Annotated in this window: 19 protein-coding genes, 1 tRNA gene and 1 pseudogene; 8 read left to right on the top strand and 13 right to left on the bottom strand. The window is 62.7% G+C overall.

Annotation, left to right across the window (positions count from 1 at the left end; all coding sequences use genetic code 11):
- Nucleotides 1-2 precede the first annotated feature (2 nt).
- The 3 genes from EKO19_RS25510 to EKO19_RS25500 form a co-directional block, all read right to left on the bottom strand.
- A complete protein-coding gene (locus tag EKO19_RS25510) occupies nucleotides 3-491 on the bottom strand; it encodes an RNA polymerase sigma factor (RefSeq protein ID WP_157995434.1) in 489 nt (162 codons plus the stop codon).
- A gap of 157 nt (nucleotides 492-648) precedes the next feature.
- Nucleotides 649-1236: a hypothetical protein gene (locus EKO19_RS25505; protein ID WP_129779834.1), complete on the bottom strand. Its 588-nt coding sequence runs from the start codon at nucleotides 1234-1236 to the stop codon at nucleotides 649-651.
- A 111-nt stretch (nucleotides 1237-1347) separates the two neighbouring features.
- A complete protein-coding gene (locus tag EKO19_RS25500) occupies nucleotides 1348-1797 on the bottom strand; it encodes a winged helix-turn-helix transcriptional regulator (protein WP_246038970.1) in 450 nt (149 codons plus the stop codon).
- Nucleotides 1798-1974: 177 nt separating this feature from the next.
- Between EKO19_RS25500 and EKO19_RS25495 the strand changes: the two genes are divergently transcribed.
- The 3 genes from EKO19_RS25495 (at nucleotide 1975) to EKO19_RS25485 (ending at nucleotide 4381) form a co-directional block, all read left to right on the top strand.
- Nucleotides 1975-2694 carry a hypothetical protein gene (locus EKO19_RS25495; RefSeq protein WP_129779830.1) on the top strand — a complete coding sequence of 240 codons (720 nt, stop codon included), beginning with the start codon at nucleotides 1975-1977 and terminating at the stop codon, nucleotides 2692-2694.
- Nucleotides 2695-2818: 124 nt separating this feature from the next.
- A complete protein-coding gene (locus tag EKO19_RS25490) occupies nucleotides 2819-3526 on the top strand; it encodes an SDR family oxidoreductase (protein WP_129779828.1) in 708 nt (235 codons plus the stop codon).
- Between the two features lie 399 nt (nucleotides 3527-3925).
- Nucleotides 3926-4381: a carboxymuconolactone decarboxylase family protein gene (locus EKO19_RS25485; protein ID WP_129780303.1), complete on the top strand. Its 456-nt coding sequence runs from the start codon at nucleotides 3926-3928 to the stop codon at nucleotides 4379-4381.
- A 179-nt stretch (nucleotides 4382-4560) separates the two neighbouring features.
- Here EKO19_RS25485 and EKO19_RS25480 read toward each other — a convergent pair.
- Both EKO19_RS25480 and EKO19_RS25475 read right to left on the bottom strand, forming a co-directional pair.
- Nucleotides 4561-4637 (bottom strand) — tRNA-Pro (locus tag EKO19_RS25480).
- 173 nt (nucleotides 4638-4810) lie between these two features.
- Nucleotides 4811-7099: a DUF349 domain-containing protein gene (locus EKO19_RS25475; protein ID WP_129779826.1), complete on the bottom strand. Its 2289-nt coding sequence runs from the start codon at nucleotides 7097-7099 to the stop codon at nucleotides 4811-4813.
- Nucleotides 7100-7193: 94 nt separating this feature from the next.
- Here EKO19_RS25475 and EKO19_RS25470 point away from each other — a divergent pair, with 94 nt between their 5' ends.
- Both EKO19_RS25470 and EKO19_RS25465 read left to right on the top strand, forming a co-directional pair.
- A complete protein-coding gene (locus tag EKO19_RS25470) occupies nucleotides 7194-7523 on the top strand; it encodes a hypothetical protein (RefSeq protein WP_129779824.1) in 330 nt (109 codons plus the stop codon).
- A gap of 337 nt (nucleotides 7524-7860) precedes the next feature.
- A complete protein-coding gene (locus EKO19_RS25465; RefSeq protein ID WP_129779822.1) occupies nucleotides 7861-9834 on the top strand; it encodes an acyltransferase family protein in 1974 nt (657 codons plus the stop codon).
- Between the two features lie 24 nt (nucleotides 9835-9858).
- On the opposite strand, the gene ppk2 is transcribed toward EKO19_RS25465, so the two are convergent.
- The 5 genes from ppk2 to EKO19_RS25440 all read right to left on the bottom strand — a co-directional run bounded on the left by ppk2 (nucleotide 9859) and on the right by EKO19_RS25440 (nucleotide 19296).
- A complete protein-coding gene (gene ppk2 / locus EKO19_RS25460) occupies nucleotides 9859-10782 on the bottom strand; it encodes a polyphosphate kinase 2 (protein ID WP_129779820.1) in 924 nt (307 codons plus the stop codon).
- A 179-nt stretch (nucleotides 10783-10961) separates the two neighbouring features.
- Nucleotides 10962-12050 (bottom strand): alpha/beta hydrolase, encoded by a 1089-nt coding sequence (locus EKO19_RS25455; protein WP_129779818.1) that lies wholly within the window; start codon nucleotides 12048-12050, stop codon nucleotides 10962-10964.
- A gap of 10 nt (nucleotides 12051-12060) precedes the next feature.
- A complete protein-coding gene (locus EKO19_RS25450; protein WP_129779816.1) occupies nucleotides 12061-14499 on the bottom strand; it encodes a M20/M25/M40 family metallo-hydrolase in 2439 nt (812 codons plus the stop codon).
- 2 nt (nucleotides 14500-14501) lie between these two features.
- A complete protein-coding gene (locus EKO19_RS25445; RefSeq protein ID WP_129779814.1) occupies nucleotides 14502-16088 on the bottom strand; it encodes an alpha/beta fold hydrolase in 1587 nt (528 codons plus the stop codon).
- Nucleotides 16089-16215: 127 nt separating this feature from the next.
- Nucleotides 16216-19296, bottom strand: coding sequence for a TonB-dependent receptor (locus tag EKO19_RS25440; protein ID WP_175597188.1), 3081 nt, complete (start codon nucleotides 19294-19296; stop codon nucleotides 16216-16218).
- 139 nt (nucleotides 19297-19435) lie between these two features.
- Here EKO19_RS25440 and EKO19_RS25435 point away from each other — a divergent pair, with 139 nt between their 5' ends.
- Nucleotides 19436-20002 carry an RNA polymerase sigma factor gene (locus EKO19_RS25435; RefSeq protein WP_129779810.1) on the top strand — a complete coding sequence of 189 codons (567 nt, stop codon included), beginning with the start codon at nucleotides 19436-19438 and terminating at the stop codon, nucleotides 20000-20002.
- Complete coding sequence (locus tag EKO19_RS25430; protein ID WP_129779808.1) at nucleotides 19999-21030, top strand: FecR family protein; 1032 nt, start codon at nucleotides 19999-20001, stop codon at nucleotides 21028-21030. The genes EKO19_RS25435 and EKO19_RS25430 overlap by 4 nt, the downstream gene beginning before the upstream one ends.
- Nucleotides 21031-21042: 12 nt before the next feature.
- On the opposite strand, the gene EKO19_RS25425 is transcribed toward EKO19_RS25430, so the two are convergent.
- Nucleotides 21043-23169: a TonB-dependent siderophore receptor gene (locus EKO19_RS25425; protein WP_129779806.1), complete on the bottom strand. Its 2127-nt coding sequence runs from the start codon at nucleotides 23167-23169 to the stop codon at nucleotides 21043-21045.
- A gap of 413 nt (nucleotides 23170-23582) precedes the next feature.
- Between EKO19_RS25425 and EKO19_RS25420 the strand changes: the two genes are divergently transcribed.
- On the top strand, nucleotides 23583-24485 hold the full coding sequence (locus EKO19_RS25420) for a LysR substrate-binding domain-containing protein (RefSeq protein ID WP_175597187.1): 903 nt from the start codon (nucleotides 23583-23585) through the stop codon (nucleotides 24483-24485).
- Here EKO19_RS25420 and EKO19_RS25415 read toward each other — a convergent pair.
- Nucleotides 24471-25604 carry a threonine synthase gene (locus tag EKO19_RS25415; protein WP_129779802.1) on the bottom strand — a complete coding sequence of 378 codons (1134 nt, stop codon included), beginning with the start codon at nucleotides 25602-25604 and terminating at the stop codon, nucleotides 24471-24473. The genes EKO19_RS25420 and EKO19_RS25415 overlap by 15 nt on opposite strands.
- A 98-nt stretch (nucleotides 25605-25702) precedes the next feature.
- Nucleotides 25703-25882, bottom strand: a pseudogene (locus tag EKO19_RS39310) (penicillin acylase family protein); the annotation flags it as partial.
- Nucleotides 25883-25947 lie beyond the last annotated feature (65 nt).

The raw sequence follows: 25947 nt of genomic DNA, 5'->3' as shown, positions 1-25947 counted from the left end.
AGTCATTCCTGCTTTCCTCTCGCTGCATCGAGCAGGATCAGCGACGCTTTGGCGATTTGCTTTTCCACGGCGCTCTCGGTGATGCCCAGCCGGCGCGCGATCTCGCTGTAGCTCCAACCTGCGACCCGATGCAATAGAAACACCTCGCGAGTGCGCTCGCTGACCGAGCTGAGCGCCGCTTGCATGCGCGCCAGGCACTCGTCCGCTGCAATGATGTCCTCGGGCAAGGGATTCTGGCCGACGAGCGGCAGATCCTCGACGGCTTCCGCCACGAACAGATGGCGGCGTGAGCGACGATGCTCGTTGATCGACAGGTTCATGGCCGCACGAGCGACCACAGCCTCCGGCGCCTGCACCTCGCCCCCGCGTTGGCAGTACTCGAGAACGCGCAAGATGGCTGCCTGCGCCAGGTCCTCCGCCTCCTCCCGAGTGCGACCTCTGCGACGCAGCCTCTGACGCAGGCTATGAAGATGACTGACGAATCTGTCCACGCCCGGAATCGACCTCAATCCCCCCGAGAACCCGTTTGTTCTGGCAACACGGTACCCGTTCGACCGTCTGGCCACCCAGCCGAATTCGGCCAGGACAGAGGTAGGACACGCGGGGAATCGAAAACCTCAGCAGCAGGATGATAGAAATGCTGCCCTGTCACGATCTCCCCATAGAATCTCCGAGCTTCGGCAAGCGCCACCCTTCTGCAAGTGCCCACACGGCCGCCATGGTAACGGCGATCGTGCGTACCAAATGCGAGGTCTGGAGTTGCAAGTAGGCGTGCTCAGTGTATCCGTGAGCTTGCATTTCATCCTGTGCCCCCGCAGCCCACGGAGTGCTGATGATCGAGACTACACAGAGCGTGGCTATGCCCCAAAGTGCTCGGCGGGAGATCCGGGCAGGCGCGCTCCATAGCGCGAGCACCCACGCCAGACAGGCCGCGCCGTAAGGCAGCACCACGATCGGCAGCCGCCTCGTGTAGCCGCGACTAAACGCCTGGAAGGCCAAGTCGCCGAGCGCGCTCATGTCGACATGGATGCGGTACACGTTAAAAAACAGCAACCAACCAACGCCAACGTTGACCCATAGCAAGGCAATCCCCACAGCCTGCAGTTGGCTCGCGGCAAACTCTCCGTGAATGAATCGTGGCAGCGGTCGTTTGATCACCACAGATACTAAAGCCCACACATACAGGAGGAGCGAGACGGCGAGCGTGGCCAGGAATGTTATAAAGTACAGTGGCATATTCACAGTCTCGGTTCGCGTAGGCGGACGGTGCGTCCTGACGCTGGCTACGATGGTCTCGAGCTTGTGGCTCGTTTGGGTGACGAGGTCGCTGCCGGCACGGTCGGGAGTTTAGGACCGGGTCGCTCCGGTCTTGCGACGCCCGATGGACTCGCGAGAAGCGTGAGAGATTGCGGCGGCATTGCGCGGCAATAGGCGAACGTCGCGTGGCCGCAGAACTCGGCCGTCCTGACTCGTCGGCTGCATCTTGAGGAGCGCCTTACCCTGCACCGCATCGGCCATGACGAACTTGAGCTCGTCTCCTTCGAAGCAATGCTCCTCGCCCCATTGCCAGAGCGCAACGAGAATGGGGTGGAGCGATTCGCCTTTAGGCGTCAGCACGTAGCGGTGACTCGCTGATTCAGCATCCGCTTCGACCGACAGAATCTGCGCGTCGACCAGCTTCTTGAGGCGAGCCGATAGGATGTTCTTCGCCAGCCCAAGACTCTTGTGAAACTCGCCGAACCGTTTGTGGCCTCGGAATGCATCCCGGATGATGAGCAGCGACCACCAGTCGCCCACGATCTCCAAAGAGCGCGCGATAGCGCAGTGGACCCCACTCAAGTCGGTGCGTTTGCCTTTCATTGGAAGCCCGTTCGACATGATCGCCTGGTTGCAAATTTAAACCACCTGTGCCACGCTGTCGACAGGTTGCAAATTTAAACCTATCTGCGGCGCCTGGACATTGGGTGGGTGAACATGAGCGATCTACTGGAACTTGCCATCGCGGCACATGGGGGCTGGGAGCGGTGGCAGCTGTTGAGGAGTATCAACGCGCACGTCTCAGTTGGGGGCACGATCTGGCAACTCAAAGGATGGCCGGATGCGTTCGCCGAAGCGCGCTTCGAGATCGATCCGCACAGACAGCACACGGCGTACTCGCGACCGGGCGGTGACGCGCGGCATGGCGTCTACGAGCCCGATCGCACCATGCTCGTGTCCGACGATGGAAAGATCATCGAACAGCGCGAGGCGCCCAGGAGATCTTTCGAGGGGCACAGCATCGCGACGCGCTGGGACACTCATCAATTGATCTACTTCGCGGGCTACGCAATGTGGACCTACTTGACCACGCCGTTTCTCTTCAAGCTTCCCGGATTTCGAACTGAGGAAATCGAGCCTTGGGATGAGGACGGTGAAACATGGCGCCGCTTGAAGGTGAGGTTTCCTTCGAACGTGCACAGCCATAGCACCGAACAAACGCTCTACTTTGACCGCTCCGGCCTCCTCAAACGCCACGACTACAGCGTCGAGATCATGGGTGGCACCGCGAGCGCGAATTACGCGACGGATCCTGCCTCATTTGGCGGGATCGTCATTCCGACGCGGCGCCGGGTGTTTGCTTGTGGACCCGACAATCGTCCGCTTCGCAACCGCGTGGCGGTCGCGATCGATTTTCTGAGCATCGAGGTGGCTTAGCTGAAGGGGTCCGTATGGCCAGGCCTTGCAGTCAACGAATCGCGGCGTCGGCGCGTTCTCGCCAACAGCTGAAGCCTCGCCACCGCGATCGAGTTCGTCAATATCACGCATGAGGTCATCTGTGATGAAGATCAAAAGTTCGGTCGTCCTGGTGACCGGCGCCAATCGTGGGCTCGGCGCTGCGTTCGCTCGTGGGCTGCTCGCAAGTGGCGCGGCTAAAGTTTACGCGGGGGCGCGCGATCCCAATACAGTCAACGTGCCGGGGGCCGTGCCGGTGCAATTGGATGTGACACGCCCGGAGCAGATCGCCAATCTTGCGCGGGAACTCACCGACGTTACGCTGCTCGTGAACAACGCCGGCATCAGCGAGATGGGACCGGTGCTGGCAGCAAACGCCGTCGATTCTTTGCAGCGGCTGTTCGATACCAATACGATCGGCCCGTTGCGATTGGCGCAGGCGTTCGCACCAGTGCTCCTGGCGAACGGCGGTGGTGCCGTTATCAATGTGCTCTCCGTGCTAAGTTGGGTCACGCTGCCGGGCCGCAGTGGCGCCTACAGTGCGTCGAAGGCCGCGGGTTGGGCAATAAGCAACGCGCTCAGGCACGAGCTGAAGGCACAGGGCACGCAGCTTCTGTCGCTGCATGCCGGATTCATCGACACTGACATGACGCGCAACGTTCCCGGGCCGAAAAGCACGCCGGAAGAAATCGTGCAGCAAACTCTTGCAGCGCTGGAAGCCGGTGAGTCCGAGGTGCTCGCCGATACCGTGACTCGCGATGCTCACCGCGGACTAACGGCCGAATGGCCCGTCTACTTGGGGGCGCGTGAGTAACGGCGGCCCGCACGTGTATCGATCGGAGGCATCCAGGAAGGCGCCGTCGGGATCCACGGCCGATGCGCAGCCCGCGCAAGGTGGACAATCTGATTTATATGTTGCGTCAGCCGTGCGACCGGAATCGAGACGGCAGTCATGCTACGCAAGGCAACCGAGAGACGATAGCGGGCTCGGCCTTTCGGCGATTAGTCAGGGATAAAGGATTGGACATGGCGATGGACGCTTGAGCCTCAGCATAGCCGGCGCCGCCTGGCACGACTCCCTGATTCGTGCCTTCAAAGAAGAGCGCGCTTTTCCTAGTCTGGCCCGTCACAACGCCCTACCCTCGCTCGTCTAGCAGTTGGATCGACTGGCATGTGCCAACTCATCAACTTCTCTGAGCAAGGCTGTGAAAGCATGAAACGCGCTAACTGGTTTTCTGTCTCTCCCGAGGGTGCCAAGGCCGTAGGGGCGCTCCATCACTTCGTCACGACGGGTACGGCACTGCCCGCCAGGCTAATCCACTTGGTGTTCCTGCGGGTCTCTCAGATCAACGGCTGCGCACATTGCATCGACATCCACACGCGCGACCTGATCAAGGAGGGGATGTCGGTCGATACTGTAGTTCTCGTGCCAGTCTGGCATGAGGCTGCGTACCTGTTCTCGGAGCAGGAGCGCGCTGCTCTAGCCTGGGCCGAGGAAGTGACCCGCGTCAGCGAAACGCACGCCTCTGACGAAGCGTATGCGGCAGCGGCGGCGGCCTTTTCGGAGAAGGACCTGGTGGACCTTACGCTGACCATTGCCGCGATGAACGCGATCAACCGCCTCGGCATCGGCTTCCGCTTGAAGCCACGCGCCAAGGCCGACGCGTAGTGCACTGAGCGACTTGCCCATAGTGCCTTGAACGCTCAGTCGTGGCCTCTGGCCCGGTGTTGGGTGCGTAGTGCTCTTCGCGGTCGAGCGTGAGATGAGCGAAGGCAGGAGCGGACGACTCTGTACCCTTGGCTGAGAGATACCGCGAAAAGCTCGTCGTTCTAAATCGTTGAATGAATTGGTCGGGACGGCGAGATTCGAACTCGCGACCCCTTGCACCCCATGCAAGTGCGCTACCAGGCTGCGCCACGTCCCGACACTGAAATCGATGCTACACGGCCGCACACTTTACGACAACTTTGGGGACTAAGTCATTGTTGTGCGGAGAGTTCCGCGTTGAGTCGATGAGCACGGCGCCGATCGGGGCGACCGCTGACTCGTTCGCGGGCGCGGGATATTACACTTTTTGAGCGATGGGTGGCAGCTGAACTACAGCGCCTTCCCCCGACAGCTCTTGAAGCGCTCCAGCAGCTGTAAGTACGTGCCTTCTTCGATGGGGCCAACGGCCAGCCATTCGAGGGTTAGCGCATCGAGGCCTTCCTCGGATTTGATGCCTTGACCCATGCTTTGCATGAGGCGCTTCACTTGATACTCGCGACGAAGCGTCTGGTCGGCGGAGGGTGTTGGTGAATCGGTGAGGATCTCGGCGCGCACGCAGAGGGTTCGCAGTGCCAGCTCGCTCGTGGCGAGATCGGTGCTGCCGGGTTGAGCGAGCGCGTGCTTCAACACGTCCAGCCCCCGCTTGGGCCACTTGATGGGGCGAGTCAATTGAGCCTCGGCGGCCTCCCTCAGCGAGTCGCGGTCAGCGGCATCTTGAACGAGCGCCAGTCGATGAGCGCGCACGGCATTTGAGGCATCGAGCAAAGCGGCCCAGCCCTCCTCTGCTTCGCGGGCATGCTGTTGAGCGACGGCCTTGCGACAACGCTCGAAGGCACGCTCGAATCGGGACTGCAGTTGACGCGCATTGGCCTTGGGCAATTCCTCGATTGCATCGAACGAGGCGCGCAGGTCGGGGAGTTTTTTCGCACCCTCGAGCAGTTCCTGACCGGAGAGCTCGGCGATCTTCTCCACCTCTTCACACAAGCCGACGGCCTGCGACTTGTTGGAATCCAGCGCCGCGTGCTGGGTGGCGAATTCCTGCTGTCGCTTCTGAAACAACGCGTCACAGTGTTTCCGGAATTCCTCCCAGAGCTTGCGATCGTCGTCGCGCGACACCGGGCCGATGTCCTTCCACTGCTCCTGCAGCCGCTTGACCTCGTCGATGGCCCGGCGGGTCTCCGCTGAACCGGCCAGCGCGCGAGCGCGTTCGATCAGGGACTTCTTTTCCTTGACGTTGCGTGCGTACTCGACGTCGATTCGGCTTTGCAGAGCCGCCGTCAACGCATTGAAACGCCCCTGCAGTTCCTCGGCTGCCACGGGATCGACGGGTGAGTGTTCACGCCAGAGCTGTCGGGATTCGCGGACCGCGGTAATCACGTTGCGCCAATCCGGCTGCTCCCAATTGTGTTGCGCCTCGAAAGCGGCGAGCCGCTCGAACAACAGGCCGCGCAGGCGCAGATTCTCTTCCTTGACCTTGTCCTGGGCTTCGAAAAACTCACGGCACGGCTGAAACGCCTTCTGTGCGGCTTCATGGAAACGCTGCCACTCCGCCTCGCCGTTCTCGCCCGCGCCTTTGCTCAGCGTGCGCCATTGTTCCTGCAGGTCCTTGATGTGCCCCGCGAGCGCCGTGGGATGCAGGGTGGCGCCGATCAGCGACTCCATTCGTTCGATGAGCTCGATGCGCTTGGGGGCGACCGAGAAGCTCTTCCAATCCTTCAGCTCCTGCAGCTTCTCATCGAGCTGGCGGAGCTGATTGGCGAGATGCGCCGGCAGCGCCGGTGCGTGCGCGAGCTTGTCCTCGATGCCTCGACGCAGACCCGCCGCCGTCTTGCTGCTGCCGGCCGCGAGGGCACCGTGGGCCTTGCGAACCAATCCGCCGATCTGGCGGAGTGCCTTGGCCTCGGCGTCGTGCTTCTCCGTTTCCGCCTTATGCTCGGCTTCCTGAACCTGAGCACGCTCGGTAGCAGCGGCTGCGGCCGCCTTCTCGTCCTGCTCCCGCTGGAGCTGAGCCTGGGTGGCCGCGTTGGCGGCGGCCAGCTGGCGTGCGGCTTCGGCCGCGATCTGTCGCAAATGTTGAGCGATGGTTTCTCGCGCCCTGTCGATGGCCTGGCGAGCTTTCTCGGCGATATCCGGAGCTGCATGTTCGGCCACCGCCTGCCAGCGGCTCTCGAGCTGCTCCAGAGTCGGCGTGAACATGGGATCGAACGCGCGATGGCTGTGCTTCTCGATGGCGGCGGCCGCGGCGGCCACTTCGGCGTGCAGGTGCTCGACCTCGCGTTCCTGTGCCAGGAGCAGATCGCGCTTATGAGTCAGAATCTTGTAGACGCTCTTGTCCTTGCCGCCGCGGGCATCCCGGATGAGCTGGCGGATCTGCGCCGGATCGTCGATGGCTTCCGCCGCCAGTTGTCTGATCTTTGTCGACGCGCCGTCGATGACCAGCCTGGCGATCGCCTGCGTATCGCCGGCCGCAATGGCGGCCTGCAAACTCTGCTCTTCCTGCGCGGAGGCCAAGGCGGCCTCAGGCGCGAGCGGCTCTGGAGCCTTGGGCGCGACAGTCTCCGGCGGTTTCACGGGAACTGACGGTGATGGCGGCTTGCGAAAGCGTGAGAACAACGACATCGATCGATCCTGACTCCCCTCCCCCAGACGCCTACTTTAGCGGATTTCGAGCGACCAAAGCGTTTCTTCATGGCCGGCCGGCTAGAATCGGCGCATGGGACATCTCATCGAACTCAACGACACGCTCAAGCTCGAGCGCGGCGCCGGCTTTCCCGTCGACATTCGTGTCGGTGGCGTTTATGACTTTTCGATCGCGGGCCGGCGGCTGTACAACCTCAGGCCCACGCGCGTATTCCTGGTCGAGCAGATCGAGGGCAAGTGGAATCTGCGAGGCCACGCGATGATTCTGCGACAGACCATCGATGCGGTAACCGACCGCACCAGTGGCCAGTTCGAAGTGACGCAGCTGTACCCGCCCGAGTACGCCAGGCTGGCGAATCAGTTCGACACACCGGCCGGTAAAGGATACGACGCGCCCGTGTAGATAGATCGCCGCCCGCACAACGTGCAGGAACCTTCGCGAAGAGGAGACGTTGCACGTTTCATGACGAACTGCGCACCTCAATCGATCATCTGTGTGCAGCTGCTGCGCAAATCGATCTGGCGCCGACGCAAAGGCCGCCATACCCTTCGTGTCCCTGCCCGCTTCTCCACCATCGGTGAACAGCATCGCTCGCAAGATCGTCCGATGCTGAGCAACACCAGCTGTTCGGCACTGCTCGCGCCCGGCTCTTCTGGCGCCGCGTGCCTCTCCTCGCCACCGTAGTACACGACTCTCCGCGCTCTCGAAACTTTCTCTCGCGTCGAAGAGGGTCCTGGCCATGCGCCCTGACGTCCAGTCAGCGGGGCACGCCAAGTACTTCCACTATCGTCCCGCAGTCGACGGGTTACGAGGGGTGGCGGTGCTCGCCGTGCTCGGATTTCATGCGTTCCCGGAAACCGTGTCCGGAGGCTACGTCGGTGTCGACGTATTCTTTGTCATCTCCGGTTTTCTGATCACCAGCATCATCGCGCGCCAGCTGATGCACGCGGACTTCTCGTTCGCCGACTTTTACTGGCGGCGTGTGCGGCGTTTGTTTCCTGCGCTGATCCTGGTGCTGGCAACGACGCTGGCGCTCGGCTGGTTCTTGTTGTTGCCGAATGAATTCAAACAACTCGGCAAGCATGCAACGGCAGCCGCCGCGTTCCTCGCGAACTTCGCACTGTGGCGTGAAAGCGGCTACTTCGATACCGCCGCTGAGTTCAAGCCGCTGTTGCATCTGTGGTCGCTGGGCATCGAAGAACAATTCTATCTGGTGTGGCCCGCCGTCCTGGTCGTGCTCTGGAAACGCAAGAGCGCCCTGCTCGTCATTCTCTCGATCCTGGTGCTCGGCTCCTTCGTGCTCAGCGTGGGCCTGTCGCAAGCGGCGCCGGTTGCGAACTTCTATTGGCCCGTGTCTCGCTTCTGGGAGCTGGGCGCGGGTTGTCTGCTGGCATTGGTGATGGAGCGATCGAAGCGTGCAGTCGCCTCCGGCAATCTTCTGCCATTGACCGGACTGGTATTGATCCTCGCCTCGCTCGTGGCATTCGACACGACCACGCCATTTCCAAGCTGGCCCGCGCTGCTGCCGGTGACCGGCAGTCTGCTGATTCTGGCGACGCCGGGCGAGAGCTGGTTTCAACGCAAGGTGCTCGGCTCACGACCGTTGGTGTGGACCGGACTGATCAGCTATGCGCTGTACTTGTGGCACTGGCCACTGCTGTCCTTCTTGAACATTCTGGCGGCGGGACTGCCGCCGTTGGCGCTACGTTGGCTCGCGCTGGGCTTGAGCTTCCTGCTCGCGTGGCTCACCTATCGTTACATCGAGCTGCCGATCCGCAGACACAAAGAGCTGCGCTTCAATCTGCGCCTGGCAGCGGCGGCAGCCATCGCGGGGCTGGCAGGTGTAGTCGTCTATGTCACGGGCGGCGTCGCGCAGCGATTCGACGCGGACATTCGGGATCTGCACGCTGGCCCGAGACGCGACGCGTTGTGTCCCACTCGATTCGACTCCAAAGCCCCCATCAACTATTGCCGCACGACCAGCGAGCAACCGCCGTCCATCCTGTTCATCGGAGATTCGAGGGCACACGCCATTTATGAAGTCGCCGCGCCCCTCCTCGCGCCGGCAAATTCAGTCATGCTGCTCGGTCGCGGCGGATGCCCGCCGATGCTGAATGTCCGGCTGAGCGGCTACGACCCGAACGAGCAGGAGTGTCAGGAAGTCTGGGAGACTTTCGTCCAGTACGTGCATCGAACCCGGCCCAAGGTGGTCGTGGTCATCGGCAACGATTCATCGCTGATCAACGATCCCAAAATCCATTTGACGCGCATGGGCGCGAGCGTCGACGAGTCGAAAGAGGCCGCGCTCGAGTTCGGGCTGCGCAGCCTGTTGAGCGAGCTCACCCGATACTCCCGCGTCATTTACCTGGGTGAGATTCCAGTGTTCTCAACCGCGCCGGCCTGCTTCCTGCGCGCGTTCAGATTGCCGAGCACGCGTTGCCACCCCGAGCGCGATCGCGTGCAGGTCGAGCGCGCCACGGCGCCCTACAGTCGCGTGCTGAGCCGGTTGCAGACAACTTTCCCGCAAGTGCAGCTGGTCGATGCCATCGCGGTGCTGTGTGCGTCGAATGTTTGCTCGCAACGTCCGCCCGGCAAACCCATCCTGTACAGCGACGCAATTCACCTGAGCCCGGCCGGGGCCCGGCTGCTCGTCGAGAACACCGGGCTGACCCGGCTCATCTCGCGGGATGTGACGAGCCCGGACTCAGGTTAGCGACCCGCGTCATGCCTGCGTGGGTCAATAAACCTCCGGCACCAGCATTTCCGGCGGCACGGCCTGCCGCGAATAGTCTTCGTGCCGCTCACGCTGCGGTAGCGAGACCGACGGCTTCTGCACCTCTGCGTAGGGGAACTGCTTCAACAGATGATCGATGCAGTTCAAGCGGGCGCGCTTCTTGTCGACGGCCTGCACGACCCACCAGCGCGCCTCGGGGATGTGCGAACGATCCAGCATGATCTCTTTCGCCTTGGTGTAATCCTCCCAGAGGCGGCGCGACTCCAGATCCATGGGACTGAGCTTCCATTGCTTGAGTGGGTCGTGAATGCGGCCGAGGAATCGCAGGTGCTGCTCCTCATCCGTGATGGAGAACCAGTACTTCAGCAGATGGATACCCGATCGCACCAGCATGCGCTCGAACTCCGGCACCGAGCGGAAGAACTCTTCGTATTCCTCCGGCGTGCAAAAGCCCATCACGTGCTCGACGCCGGCGCGGTTGTACCAGCTGCGGTCGAACAGAACGATTTCACCGGCGGCCGGCAGGTGGGTCACATAGCGCTGGAAATACCACTGTGTGCGCTCCCGATCGTTCGGCGCCGGCAGCGCCACCACGCGACAGGCACGAGGATTGAGTCGTTGCGTGATGCGCTTGATCGCGCCACCCTTGCCCGCGGCGTCCCGCCCTTCGAACAGAATGACGATCTTCTGCCCGGTGGCGACCACCCAGTCCTGCAGCTTGACCAGTTCCGCCTGCAGGCGGAGCAGTTGCCGGAAGTAATGACGTCGATACTCCTTTTCCGCCTCGCCATGCATCGGGCCCTGGCCCTCGGGCAGCGGATGATGGTCCTCGAACTCCATCTCCAGCTCTTCGTCATAGCTGTCGGCCAGATCGCGGCCGATACGCAGTATCAGCTCGTCGTGGTCGAGCTCCGGCAGGTCGTTCATGGCAGTCTCACTTGCGCAGGTAAGCATCGCAGATGCGCATCGGCACGGGGGTAGACCAGTATCCCAGCGCGTCGAGCACTTGGGTATAGGATCTGGGGCTGTCATGCATGCGGCTGCCGAATAGTTTCACGCCCCTATGTCATATTGATGACTGGCTGTGGACGTCTACATCGCCCTCATCAGGGTGCCTCGGCCAGCTGATACGCCTTGTTCAACGCTTCCAGCGCCTCCTTCTGGCGACCAGCCGCGGTCAGCGCGGTGGCCAGGCTCCCGTAGACCCGAATCGAAAGCGGATTCAGCTCGACGTTGTGTCGGAACACATCGACGGCCATCTCCGGCTTGCCCTGCTGCATCAGGTAATAGCCGCACCAGTCCACCATGCCCAGCGGCAGCGGAATATCGAACCCGTAGCGGCCAGGCAAAGCGGCGTAGTGCTGCTCGATGCCTTTCAGCCCCTGAGCACGCAGCAGGTCTCGCGGCACCTGCATGCCGGAGAACATATTTTCCAAGCCATCGTAGATGGAACGATGCGGCGTGCTCATATGCTCTTCGTTCTTCAGCCGCGTGTAGTGCCACTCGAGGTTATTCGGCGCCGCGCGTTCGAGCACAGCCACGCTCTTCGCCACCGAACTGGTGAGCTGTTCCGCTTCATCGCCGTCGGTCATGTAAAGAAACCGGCGCGGCGGCAACCGTTTGAGCTTCGCCTCCATGTCGCCGAGCACCGCTTGATTGTTCCACCACAAGGCGGGGCTCATCGCGATGTAGCCGTTGAATGCCTCGGGATGATTCAGCAGTGTATTCAAAGTGAACAACCCGCCGCGCGAGTGCCCTGCGATGATTCGGAACGGCGCGGTTTGATAGCGACGCTCGACCCACGGCGCCAGCTCCGTCGTGAGAAACGTCAGGAAGCGGTCGCCGCCCGTCGGGCCCGGCGTCAGATCCTTGCCGCGATCGAGGTTGGGAATGCCGACGACGATCATCTCCGGGATGCGTCCGGTCCCGATGAGAAAATCCACGGCCGCGGCGGTGTGAACAAAGTTGTTCGCACCGTCCAGCAGATACAGCACGGCGGCCGGCGCCCGGCGCTCCTGTTGTGATGGCGGTGTATAGATCCGCAGCGGCCGGTTCTCACCGAGCGTTTGCGACCAGATCGATGTCTCGACGCCGATCTGGATCGATTTACTGGCGCCCGTCTCATCGGCCATCGCGGCCAGCGGCGCGCACAGCACAGCGAACAGCAGCACAACGAAACTCTTGCGTCGGATCATGCGGCGATACTCAGTTGCGTCGATCTTCCAGCAGCGGCTGAGTCACTCCATCGACCCCCACCAGTCCCAACACCGTCAGCAGCGCGACCTGCGGCCCGACCCAGGCGTCCTTCGGATCGAACCATTCGCCCGGCGAGTGCAGATCGCCGGCAAGGCCGCCACCCGACAGCATGATCGCGGGCACGCCGAGCGCGACCGCCGCGTTCGTGTCCGTGCTGACGGTGGCCAGATTCGCATCGGGTCGCTGCAGGGCTACATACGATTGCCGGGCGGCGCTGACGAGCGCTGAATCCGCACTCGTCGTTCCCGCCGGACGATCACCCGCGAGCTCCCGGTCGGCGGAGATCTGCTGACTGTGCCAGCGCAGATTCTCTTCCTGCACGCCACGATCCACCGCCGCGAGCACTTGTTTCTCGAACCCAGCGAGCGCTGCGGCGCTGTCGGAACGGATATCCACTTCCATCACTGCTTGCGAGGCAATCGTATTGATCGAAGTACCGCCCGACACCACCCCGACGGTGAACGTGGTTCGCGGCTGCACTGGCGGCTGCAGATCCGAAATGTGCGTGATGGCTCGACCCATGGCGTGAATCGCGCTGGCGACGCCGAAGTTCACCGAGCTGTGTCCGCCCGGGCCTTTGAATGTGACTTTCCAACGGCGGCTGCCGGTCGCGCCGACACCGATACGATCGCCACCCGGCTCAATCGTGATGAAGCCATCGATGTTCTTGTTCTGCTGAAGCAGCGCTTTGACACCGCGCAGATTGCCGAGCCCCTCCTCACCGACGGTGCCGACGAACATCACATCACCACGCGTACGAATGTTCGCATCCTGCATCGCTCGCAACACCGCGAGCACGGCAACCAGACCGCGAGTGTCATCGGCGAGCCCTCGACCGTAGTAACGCTCGCCCTGCTTGCGCACCGTCACATCGGTGCCTTCGGGAAAGACCGTATCGAGGTGAGCCGAGAGCACCAGGGTGCCGCCCTGCCCCGAGCCTTTGCGGGTGGCGATGACATTGCCTTCCGAGTCGATGCTCGTCTGCAACCCGAGCTTCTGCAAGCGTGCCTGGAAGTCGCGAGCGCGCGTTTGTTCCTTGAACGGCGGCGCGGGAATCTCCGCGATCTCGATCTGCTCTTTCAGCGTCTGTTCGTCGTTCTTCTTGATGAAGTCCAACGCTCGGCTGACACGCTCGTTGGCGAGCAGCGATTGGTAAGTCGTCGCGACGTTCGCGCCGATGGCCGGAGCGACGTATTGCTCGGCGAAGCGGACCGCCAGCGTCGCGAACTCGGACTTGTTGGCGACGTGAGATGCCGACGTCGGCACGTCGCCCGCATGCATCGTGCCCACGTTGCTGGTAACCGCGACCACGGCATCGCCGTGCTCGGTCCAGTAGAAGCTCCCGGTAAAGCCGAGCACGCTGCCGTTGTGACCAATGACAGTGCCGGCGGCGGTCCGTGTTCGGAACAATCCATGACCGACCTCGGCGGCACGCTCGGATATCGGCTGCCACTGCGTCATGAACTTCAGGCTCGCCGGCGCGATGATGCGAGCATCACGCAACGCCACGGCCAGTCGCGTGAGATCGGAAGGCGTCGACACCATGCCGCCCGCGGTCCACTCCACCGAAAGATTCGAGCCGGTGGCATCGATCAGATCCGGGCGCACACGCTTGAAGCCCTTGGCAATGCCCGCGGTCTGTTCGAAGGTCGGGGTCGCCCAGTGATAGCGATGCGGCAGCTTGCTGGTATCGAAGCTCTCGAAACCTTCGAGGAACGTGTCCCGCATCCCCAGCGGTTCGAGCACTCGTCGACGGATCTCCGATTCCGCGGTGTTGCCGGTCACCTTCTCGATCACCAGCCCCAGCAAGGTGTAGTTGGTGTTCGAGTAATTGTGCTGCTCGCCCGGCTCGTTCAGTGCCGGATGCCCGGCACCGCGAATGTAGTCGAGCGTTTCGGTCTTGCCCCACACGTGCGCCGGCTTGAGCTTGCTGCCGCGGCCTTCGCGAATCCAGCGAGGATCGTCTTCCCAACTGGCAACGCCGCCGGTATGGGCCAGCAACTGCGCGAGCGTCGCGCGATCGGCATTGGCGATGCCCTTGGTGACGTCGCCGCCGAGAATATCGGCGGCCGTGCGATTCAGATCGAGGCGCCCTTCCTGCGAGAGCTGCATGATCACCGTGGTGACGAACACCTTGGTGATGCTGCCCACGCCGAACAGGGTCGAGGTCGTGAGCGGCGTCTTCACCTTCACGTCGGCATAGCCCGCCGTGCCGGTCCAGATGATGCCGTCGCGAGTGGCGATCGCGGCCGACACGCCTGGCGCCCCTTGCTCCACCGCTTTCTCCAGTGCGGCCTGCAACTGCTGAGGAGTAACATCCTCAGCCGAGGCAACCGTAGAAATACCGAACCAAACGGTGACGCTCAAACACCAGGCGAGTCGTTTCATCGTCAAAGCCGATCGTACAAAGCCGTGGATTGCGGCGCCTCGAACTGTAACGGCAGGTTGACCTCGGAAGGAAATGATTTCAGCAGGGTTGCAGCGTCAAGCGCGCTCTGGGTATCGAGATCGATGAACGCGGCGACCTTCTCGGCCAGCTCGGGCTGAAACTGCTGCAGCTCGTAGCCGACGATGTGAGTGCCGGTGTGCACCGTGATCACCGCGCCGGTCTGCAGGTGCTTGCCCAGGTCCAGCACGTTGTCCAACGGCGTGCTCCAGTCCATGTCGCCCTGAATCAGCAACGTCGGGATCGAGATGGGATAGAAGTTGCGGAAGTCGTCGTCGACCACCTTGGTCGGGGTCACCGACGCCCAGCTGCGATAGAACGAATTCGGATCGCCGATGAGCGCAACCGCCGGCTCCTTCTTCAGCCTGGCATCGCGCCTGGCGGTGATGCCGAGGCTGATATCGACCAGCGGCAGATTCACGTTGCCATTGAAGGGAAACAAGCCCTGCAGCTTCCGAGCCCCGACGTAGCGATAGTCGCCGTTGTAAACTTCGGTGACGAACTTCGGCCACATCGCCGGAGAGTCGCGCAGCGACTTGCCACGCCACGGGCTGAACAGCAGCGCACGAAAATCGTCCGCACGCACAGTGACCGTCACGGCCTTGCCCGTCGCCGGATCTTTCACTTCCACCGTCGCCAGCGCCTTCTCCAGGCGTGCGAGGATGGTCTTGACCGCGAGAATCAAGCCGCCCTTGGGCAGCTGTGAGGCAACGGGTGATTTCTCCGCGGCCGAAGCAATGCGCTCGAGCACTCCCCACAGGGCTTGCGGCGAATCGTATCCATAATCCACCGGCTCCACGCCGCTGAACATGGCACGGCTGACATTCTCGGGATGCACTCGCATGTACGAGAGCCCCCACTGCGAGCCGAAGCTGATCCCGCTCATGATGACCTTGCCGTAGCCGAGCGCGACACGCACTTCCTCGACGTCCTCGACCATGTTGATGATGTCGTAACCCGACAGGTCGACGCCGCCGGCCGCGAGCGTCTTGAACGTCTGATCGATGGATTGTTTCCAACGCTCGGTGGCCTGCTCTCGGGTCTCGTCGTTGCCCGGCACCGGCGTGGGCCGAGGCGCTTCGAAGCCGCCATTGTTGCCGAGCGCCCAGAAGTTGCCGCGCTGGTTCACGACGACGACATCGCGATGCGCGGTGTGACGATAGAGCGATGCTCGGATGAGCGAATGCGGATAATGTTTCTTGGCGAAGTCACGACGATCCAGCAAATCGCCCGGGCCGCCGGGAAGCACGAAGAGTGGCTCGCGCCCCGTCTCGCCGCGCGAGCGGAAACGCAGGTAGTTGACCAGGATGTCGCGGCTGTCGGCCTTGCCGCGGTTTTCCTTGACGACGATGAACCCTTCGTCGGCGAGCAGCGGTCCCTGCTCGGTCGGCAATTGGATCGGGTTGGAGAACACCGGCTGGCTAGGCGCCGCCGCGGCGTGGCTGACGGTGCTCAATGCCAGGGACAGCGCCAGGGTCAATGCCAGAGCCGCGCCTTGCAAACGCCCGGTCCCATCGAATTGTCTTTGCATGTTGATCTCGATCACGAACGCCTCTGGGGGACAGACCTATGGTGGAGGGGCCCACCCAAACGTTAAGCGATGGGCGAATCCCGAGAAATTCAATTGTTCTGAAGTGACGCTTTTACGACTCAACGAGTCAGAACCGTTTGCCCAGCGAAGCCCACACAGTGCGCAACCGCGAGTCCCCGAAAGGGCTGGAATAGAGATACGCGGGAAAATAAACATCGAGCGGCGGCCGCTGGTTGAAGAGGTTCTTCACGCCGAATTGCACAGCGACGCCGGCCAGCGCGCCGCGCGTCGCCGCGAAACGATAACTTCCCGAGATGTCGTGGTAGCTCTGGCTGTCCACTTCGGTGTCGCCCTGGGCGCGCACATAAATATCGGTGCCGACGTTGTATTGCGGATAGGCGCCGAAGTAAGACACCACCCAACCCGCGGACCACGGACCGCGATACCAGATCAACGCGGCATTGCTACGAAATTTCAGCGGCGCACCGTAGGCCACCTGATTGGCGATCTCCTGCAGCGGCGAGCCGAGCGAGCTCTGCACTTTGTAACTGTCGATGCGCGTGGCTTGCGCGGTGAACAGAAACGAACCATAGCGCTGGGTTCGCCAGCGATAGGAGGCGGTGAAATCGAAGCCGTCGGTGCGCGACTCAGTGGCGTTGACCAGGCTGTAGTCGACCAGTGTGATCGGACCGACCTGGTAGGGATCTCCAGCCGCCGGCGCAGCGCGCTGCACGCGTCCTGGAAACTGCGCTTCGCTGTCGATGATCTGCTGCGCCGTCGGCGTCAGAATCACATTGGACTGATCGATGCGGTACCACTCCAGGTTGAAGCGCGCCCCTGGCAGAAACGACGGCTGGAAAATCACACCGACATTCCAGCTGGTGGACTCCTGCGGCTTCAGGTCTGGATTGCCGCCTCGAATACGATTGACGGTGACGACAGTCAATCCGCGTCGCGGATCGATCACTGTCAGCGGCACCGGATCGAGCGTGCCTGCGACGATCTGCGAATACGCGGGCGGCAGGAACGCGGTCGCATAGCTGGCACGGAACGTCAGACTGTCGATGGGTTTGTAACGCAGCCCGAGCGTGGGATTGGTCGAGGTGTACTCGACGGTGTTGCGATCTATCGCGGACCAGTCGACTCGCCGGTCGGGACCGGTGTTCTGCGACCCCGTGCCCGTATCGACGTCGTAGCGTTCGGTGCGTACGGCAACCTGCAAATCCAGCGCGCGCACGCCAGGCACGTCATTGCCGCGAGACACGATCGGAAACGAGGTTTCCAGATAGACGCTGTCGGTGGTCTGCGATTGATTCAGGAAAGTGGTGTAACGGGTGTATCCGCTGTCCGGAAAGTCCGGCGAGACCCGTTGGAAATAGCCGTTATCCAGTCCCTCCTTGCGATGACCGATGCCGATGGCGAGCGTCGGCGAGCCGGCCCACAATGCTGGCAGCGGACCGGCGAGGCGCACGGCATAGTCATCGAGACGCGAAGGCGCCGTGTAGGCGAACGGTGCGTAGTACGCCGACAGCTCGAGCGGTGAACGCAGCGTGTCGACGAACGGATTCACCACGCCGGTGTTGAGTGCGGTTTGCAGAGCGTTTGCGTCGAAACCCACGCTGCGATAATTCGCGCGACTCGAGCTCCAGGTGTAGTCCGCCTCGCCCCGCCAGTCGTTCGGCAGATCCACGACCGCACCGACAACGGCGCGCCGCGTGATACTGCCCGTTTCATAAGGCTGGGTGATGTCGACGGGGATACTGACGTTGACTGACTGTTGAAACGGATTGGTGGGCGCGGTGCCGGCGATCCGATAGTTGTCGGCCATCGGATTGGTCACCGTGCTGGTGGCGTTACCGGCGTAGAAATATTCGGCGAACGCTTCCAGGTTCTCCGTCATCTGCCGCCGTGCCACCACGCCGAAGGATTTCACGGCGGCTTCCGCACCGATTTGTCCCTTTAGCGAAGCGACGTTGCCGATCCGGCTCATGATGTCGGGGCGCGTGTAGTTGACGCCGCCTGCATTGGCCAGCAGCGCGGCGGGATCCGATCCGGCAGTGAACCCGGCGGGAATATAGGTCATCGCCGAATTGAGCGGCCTGCCATCGCGCAGCGTGAGCAGGCCGCCATCGCTCGCGACGATGTTCGGCGTCGTGCCGAAGCTGTAGGGCAACGTCGTCGAGGAGATCAACGACGGATTGTTATTGATGATGGTATCGAGACCCCGCGACGCCAGCTCCGGCCGATCCGCGATTCGCATCGCGTCGGATTCGGAGTAGTAGCCGCTGACCATCACGCTGGTCTTGCCGTTCTCGAAGGCCATGCCATAGGCACCGTCGACGGCACTGCGCGCGGCGGCACCATCGCTCGACATGTCATGGAACACCTTGAGATCGCCGCCCCGATAGTCGTGCTTGAGCACGACGTTGATCACGCCACCGAGAGCCGCGCCGCCATAGATCGCCGACGCCGAGGTCGGCAACGTTTCGATACGATCGATGGCCGCCAGCGGAATGCCGTTGATGTCGGGCTGATTGACGGCGCCGAAGAACACGGGGGCAGCGGTGCGCCGGCCATTGATCAGGATCAGCGTCTGGTTCGCCCCCAGTCCGCGCAGGTTGATGGAGCTGGTGTTGCCGAGAAAGTTGTTGGCCTGCGCGCCGTTGGTCTGCGCGGTGGCATTCATCGTCAGGTTCTGTTTGAGGAACTCCTCGACATTGCCCGCGCCGGACCGCTCGATCTTCTCGCTGCTCAGAATCTGATAGGGCTGCACATCATCGGCGGTGCGCACGATGTCCATGTTCTGATCGGTGAACGGCCGCCGGCTCTGCACCAGCACCTCGGTCATGTCCTGCTCTTCGAGCAGCTGCGTCGAGGGGCCGGGCGCGGGCGCGATCCGCACCGTGCGCTCATTGATGAGCTCGTAGCTCAGCCCGGTGTGCTCCAGCAAGCGCTGGAGCGCCTCCATCGGCGGCAGCTGGCCGGCCACTGCGATCGACACCGTCTCGTTCAGAGCGGTGTCCAGATTCCGATGCAACACCTGCAGACCGGACTGGCGCGCCCACTCCGCCAGCGCTCCACTGAGCGGCTGCTTGGGAATGTCAAAGCTCACCCGGCCGGGTGCCGCGTCCCGCTCCTCGGCCAGTGCAATGCTCAGCATGCCGAGCGCGAGCAGCGCCGCGGCCAGCCGAGTTCGATTGTTCAGCACCAGATGTTGCCTCCCCATATCCGTTGAAGAGCGCCCGACGGGTCATTTCATGGAGGGCGTGAATTTCCCATCTATGAAATGACCCCGACCGGCCTCTTTAATAACGCCAGCCCCTCGTTTCAGGTTTTGCACCGTATCGATGAAGGCACCTCGATTCCAGGCCAATGCGACCACCGCACCGCTGTCCGCAGCGGCGCTCAGCCGCTATGCGCAGACTCTGCACCGCTACCTGACCAAGCGCGTGCGCAGCCGGGAGGACGTGGCCGATCTGACCCAGGAAATCTTCGAGCTGTTCCTGCGCCGTAAGGACCAGAGCGAGACGGTTCGCAATCCGCTCGCCTATCTGTTCCGGATCGCCTTTCACGTGGTCGGCGACTCGCTCAACGACGCGCGCCGCAATCCAGTCACCTTCGACTCCGCCCTGACCGGCGACGGCGCAGCGCGCGAAGGGCACTCCTCCGATCAGGATGCCGAACAGCTTGCCGTGCAGGAAGACGTGCTTGCGGCACTCAACCGCCTGCCGGCCCAGTACCTGACCGCGCTGCTGCTGGTCGAGGGTCAGGGCATGTCCTACAAGGAGGCGGCCAAGGCCAGCGGCTTCACTCCCAGCACCATCGCCACCTACGTCATGCATGGACGAGCGGCGTTGAAACTGGCGCTCGACGGCCAGCGCCCCGGACGCGACCGCAAGGACTCGCAGCGATGACATTGCAACGACAAATCGACCGCCTGGTCGCTCACCAGGCCGCCGAATGGTACGAGACGCTGCGGCTCGGCAACGAACGGCAGCACGCCGACTTCATACGCTGGCTGAGCGAATCGCCCCGTCACCTGGAAGCTTTCCTGGCAATCGCGAGCGAAGCTGCGGCGATGCGCGCCATCTTTGCCGGCAACACATTCGATCTGGACACCCTGCTGAAGCAGGCCTCGCCGCACACCCTGCCCCTGCCGGGCTCGCTCGCCGCAATGGCATCGGCGCCGGACGCTCCGGGCTCGCGTCGGCGCTGGCCATGGGCCGCAGCCGCTTGTCTGGTGGCGACGGTCGCTGCCTTCTGGTTCGGACTGCGCCCCGATCAGCGGATCGAAACCGGAATCGGCGAACAGCGCGTCGTGCCGCTCGCGGACGGCTCGGTCCTGAATCTCAACGCGCAGTCCCGGGTCGAAGTGCGCTTGAGCCGGCACACGCGCGACATCGAGCTGTCGCAAGGCGAAGTGTTGTTCAAAGTGGCGGCCGATCAGTCGCGACCGTTCCGCGTGCACACGCCCAAGGCGCTCGTGCAGGCGGTCGGCACGCAGTTCAACGTTTATGTGAAAGCGGATGGCACCGCGACCGTGTCCGTGGTGGAAGGCAAAGTGAGCATCCAGCCAACCGCCGCGACTGGCTCCAACGCCGCCGTGCCCGCGACCGCGCCACCATTGATTGCAGGACAGGCTGCGGAAGTTGCCAAGACCGGCAGCATCGAGCGCGACGAATCCGCCGACATCGATGACGCCATCGCGTGGCAGCGGCGCAAGCTCATCTTCAAACGAACCCCGCTCGAGGACATCGCGGCGGAGTTCAATCGCTACAACCGAACCTTGCGACTGCGAGTGGAACATCTGCCACCGGGCTCGTTCATTTTCTCAGGGGCGTTCGACGCGGACGATCCCGCCTCGCTCGCCGATCTGCTGAGGCGCGAGCCGGATCTGTCGATCCAGCGGACGGAGCACGAGATCGTGATCCGTCCGCGCTGACCCGAGTCGACTTCAGTAGCTGTAGTTCAAGCCGAGCGTCCACGCGCGGCGGTTGCCGTAGTACGCGTAGCTGTTGGCATTGAACACCGCCGATACGTACGTCTTATCGAGCACGTTGGTGCCATTCAACGCCACGCGCCACTTGCCGAACGTGTACGACGCCATCACGTCCAGCAGCGTGCTGGCATCGGATTCGACCGTGTTGGTGCTGTCCAGGCTCTCACCGACGTAACGCACACCGCCGCCGAAGCCCAGGCCCTGCATCGGCCCGTTCTCGAACTCATAGTGCGCCCAGACCGAGCCATACCAATCCGGCACGCCGAAGGGGGTGAGGCCGCGATCGCCGTTGTTGCTCTTGGTGATCTCGACGTCGTTGTAGGCCGCCGAGGCCACCAGATCGATATTGCCGATGCTGTAGGAGGTCTCGAATTCCACGCCCTTGGAGGCGATCTCGCCGCTCTGGACCGTGTTCTGCGGATCGTTCGGATCGGCGGTCTGGATGTTCTGACGACGCAGGTCGAAGGCCGCGAGCGTGAACGACACCGCCTTGCCCACCGGCTGATACTTCAGGCCGACTTCGACCTGTTCACCGGATTCCGGATCGTAGCTCTCGCCACGCAGGTTGGTGCCGAACAGCGGCGTGAAGCTGGTGGCGTAGCTCACATACGGCGAGAAGCCGTTGTCGGTGAGATAGACCAGACCGACGCGATAGGTGAACTCGCTCTGATCGTCCTTGGCCGTATTGGTCTCGCGCTCGACCTGATCGTAACGCCCGCCCAGCAACACCACGAAATGATCGGCGATCTTCAGATGCTCCTGCGCATAGAAGCCCAGCTGATCGACGCTCTGATCGACGAAGGTGGTGTAAGCGGGCCGCGTGATCGACACGCCATAGCTCGGCGTGAACAGATCCAGTGCCGGCGCCGTGCCCATGCCGATACGGTAATCCAGATCTTTCTTCTGATAATCGATGCCGGTCACCAGCGTGTGATCGAAGATGCCGTGCGACCATTTGGCTTCCAGCGTGGTGTCGGTGGTCAGGATGTCGGTGTCCTCCTTCGAGACCACCGCCTGGCGATTGAAGAAGCGCTGGTTCGCTTGCAGCCCCGCCGGGTTCACCGTCTGATAGTCGAGCTTCATGTTGGCGAAGCGCGTGTTCTGACGCAGCGTCAGCGCGTCGGACAGGTGCCAGGTCAGCAGCGACGTCCCCGCCACCTGATCGCGATCGAAATTGTCGAAGCTCGGCTCGCCGACGAAACGATTGGTCGGCACCCGGCCGTTGACGTTCGGCAGCAGAATGCCCCGCGTGGGATAGGCATTGGCCTTGCCGAGCTCGTCGACCTGGTATTCGCCGAGCAGCGTCCAGATCAGCTTGTCGCTCGGACGGAAGGTCACCGCCGGCATCAGGTATTTACGCTTGTTGTCGACGAAATCGACCTGCGTTTCAGCATCGCGCAGCACGCCTATCCCGCGCACCAGCACGGTCTCATCGGCATTGACCGCTCCGCCCAGATCGAAGCCGGCCTGCTTGCTCTCGAAGCTGCCGTACTCGACCTGAAAATTCGCCACCGGCTTCGCGGTGGGCCGCTTGGACATCTGATTCACCAGGCCGCCGGGGCTGTTCGCGCCGTACAGCATCGAGCTGGGCCCGCGCAGGACTTCGACGCGCTCGAGCGCGAACGGCTCGCTGCGCCAGTTGCCGTATTGGCCGTTCGGCGTCGTGAGGCCGTCGCGATACAGGCCGGAGGTCGTCTGGTTGAAACCGCGAATGAAGAACGTATCGTTGCGAGGATCGTTGCCGTAAGGCGAGGTCTTCACGCCCGCCGCATAGCGCAGGGCATCTTCGACGTTCTGGATGTTCTGCATCTCCATCCAGTCGGAAGTGATCACGGTGATGGCTTGCGGCGTTTCGTTCAGCGGCGTCGTGGACTTGGTGCCGGTGGTCGAAATGCCGGTGTACACGCTGCGGGCGCGCTCGGCCTCGACGGTGATGGTTTCCAGCAGCTCCCGATCCTGCTCGCTGCTCGACGCAGCTTGCGAAGTACTCTGTGCCAGCGCCTCGTTCATCTGAGCGCCGCCCGCCAACAACAGCGCGAGCGACACTGCACGCGCGATCGAGACGTTTCGAATTGGTTGCATCGATCTCTCCCCGTAACTGTCAAAACCGCCCAGGCCAGCGGGCGGGTGTGACCGGAAATTACGAGCGATGGGGTATCGGACTTTGCCGCGCAGATCGCGCTTTTGACAGTTAGGGAGGGAGCGCGATACAGGCCATGCGCGCACGACTATGCTCGATGCGGCGCCGGTCGAGCGCGCCGCCCCGGCTTGCTGGAGCAGATATCTCGGGAAAAATGCCGCCAAAGCCCTCGCTATCGCTCCCCCATGCGCACCGCTGGATGAACGCCCGTTAGTCAGAACCCCTAGCGATCGATCCGGGGTCAGGGACTTATTGATGTTTTTTTGTTTGACACCGTACTCCCTGGGCTTCAGGCGTCTTTGCCCCTCGGGCGCGCGATTGACTCACTTGCGAGCGCTGTCGCACGATGCCCGCCATGAAGGTCAATCTCGATCTGGATTTGCTTCGGACCCTGGTCGCATTCGCCGATTCCGGAAGCTTCAAAGGAGCCGCGCAGCTGGTGTTTCGCTCCCCGCCCGCGGTCAGCATGCAGATGCGGCGGCTGGAGGAACTGGTCGGTCATCCGCTGTTCGCCCGACGCGGCCGGGATACAGTTTTCACCGACAAGGGCGAGCAACTGGCGCAGCAGGCGCGACAGATCCTCACGCTGCACGACAAGCTCGTCACCACCTGGCGCGGTAGCGACGCAGGTGGACGCGTCGTGCTCGGCTTGCCCGATGACTACGCCGCCCTGCTGCTGCCGGACATCTTCGCCGAGCTCGCCAAGAGCTGGCCGGGCGCAAACGTCGAAGTGATCGTCAACACCACGCCGATCCTGATCGAGCAGCTCGACAACGGCCAACTCGATCTCGCCATCCTCGCCACTCAAGCGCCCAAGCGCACCGACGTGGTGCTGCGAACCGAGCAAGTGGTCTGGACGAGCTCGCCCACGCACGAGACGCATCGACAGCGGCCGTTGCCGCTCGCGGTGTTCTCGGACGAGTCTCCGGTATATCGCGCGACCATTGCAGCGTTACGCGACAGTGTTCGTGAGCGCGGTGAAGCGCTCGACTTTCGAATCAGCGTCAAGAGCAAGAGCTGGACGGTGCTGGTCGCCGCGGCCAAGGCAGGCTTCGCCGTGACGACCATGGCCAAATGCGTCGTGCCGGAGGGCCTGCGAATCCTGGGCCCCGAGGACGGCTTTCCGGAGCTCGGTAAGATTCACATCATCATGCGAGGGACGCCGGACACTCAGTCCATCGCCACCTCGCATCTGGCCGAGCGCATCCTCGAAGCGTTCCGGATGAATCAGCCGGTGGCCGAATCAGCCACCGAATAGCTTGGTGACGAACGCACTCGCCTTCAGGCCGGAGCCCGACAGCAACGCGACCGTGGTTTCGCCCGACTTGATCCTGCCGCTCGCGTACAGCTGATCCAGCGACGCGCCGACGATGGCCGAGGTCGGCTCGACGAACAGGCCCATGCTCGCGAGTCGATGCAGGGACTTCAGGATCTCGTCCTCACCGACGCTGACGATGCCGCCGTCACTGCGACGCAGGGCTGACAGCACTTCCTTCAATCGCACCGGTTTGCGAATCGACGCGCCCTCGGCCATGGTCGTGCTGAACTCGGTGGGCACCAGCTCGTCCACACCGGCATCGAAGCTCGCCTTGATGGGCGCGCACGCGGCGGGCTGTACGCCGAAGATGCGTGGCAGTTTCTTGATCTGACCCGCGGCCAGCAGCTCGCAGAATCCCAAGTCACAGCCGAGCACGTTGCTGCCCGCGCCGACCGGCACGATCACATTATCGGGCGCGCGAAAGCCCAGCTGTTCCCAGATCTCGTACGCCGTCATCTTCGTTCCCTGCAGGAAGAACGGATGCCAGTTGTGGCTCGCGTAGAAGACTTCCGAAGCCTGCTGTAACGCTGCGTTCTCCGTATCCTGACGCGTGCCCGGAATGAGCCGCACGTCGGCGCCAAAGATTTTCATCTGCGCCACCTTGGCGGGCTGCGTCGATTCCGGACACAGAATGCGCACTTTCATGCCCGCCGCCGCGCCGTAGGCCGCGATGGCCGCGCCGCCGTTACCCGAGCTGTCCTCGAGAATGGCCTCGATGCCCAGATGGTTCAGGAAGGACACCATCACCGTCGCGCCCTTGTCCTTGAAGCTGCCGGTGGGCGAAATCCAGTCGAGCTTGAACAACAGCTGTTCCTTGCCCCAGGGCTTCTCCACCAGCGGCGTGCAGCCCTCGCCCAACGAGATCGGCTTCGGCAGATCGAGCGGCAGCGAGGCGCGATAGCGCCACAGCGACTGGGTGCCGGTATCGACGTCGTCCTTGCCGATGCCCGGCAGGGCTTCGACCAGCAGCGGCCCCTGATCGTCCGAGCGCCAGCGGGGCTCGAGGAGCGGGTAGCGTTTGCCGGTGCGAGGGTCCAGGAGCTGTACGGAATTGGCCATGAGGTGCCTTTTTCTAATGAGCGTCGAGCCGACGCTTATTACAGCGTCGGCACGCCGGGCAACAAGCTCATTTTCCAAAAGTCACAGTTCAGCGGCACTCACTGCTCGGCGATGCGAGCGGTGTTCTTCGCGTCGGCGCGAATCTGCGCCGCCGTGAAAGGCAGCGTCTGCCACTGCTTCTTCTCGAACAGCAGGGTCTGATCGACATAGTGAGGCGACGCCGGATCGGTGGATTGCGAGCAGCTCAGCAGCCCCTTCGCCCCCGTGAACCGGAATGTCGCCGCCGTCGCGCTTGATCTTCTGCACGTCATGCAACGGCTTGCCCGGCCGCGGCGAAGACTTG

Origin of the sequence: Peristeroidobacter soli (assembly GCF_004138485.1) — a bacterium.
In the GTDB taxonomy this organism is placed as follows: domain Bacteria; phylum Pseudomonadota; class Gammaproteobacteria; order Steroidobacterales; family Steroidobacteraceae; genus Steroidobacter; species Steroidobacter soli.
The sequence above is the reverse complement of the archived record's forward strand: the minus strand, read 5'-3'. Positions and strand labels throughout refer to the sequence as shown.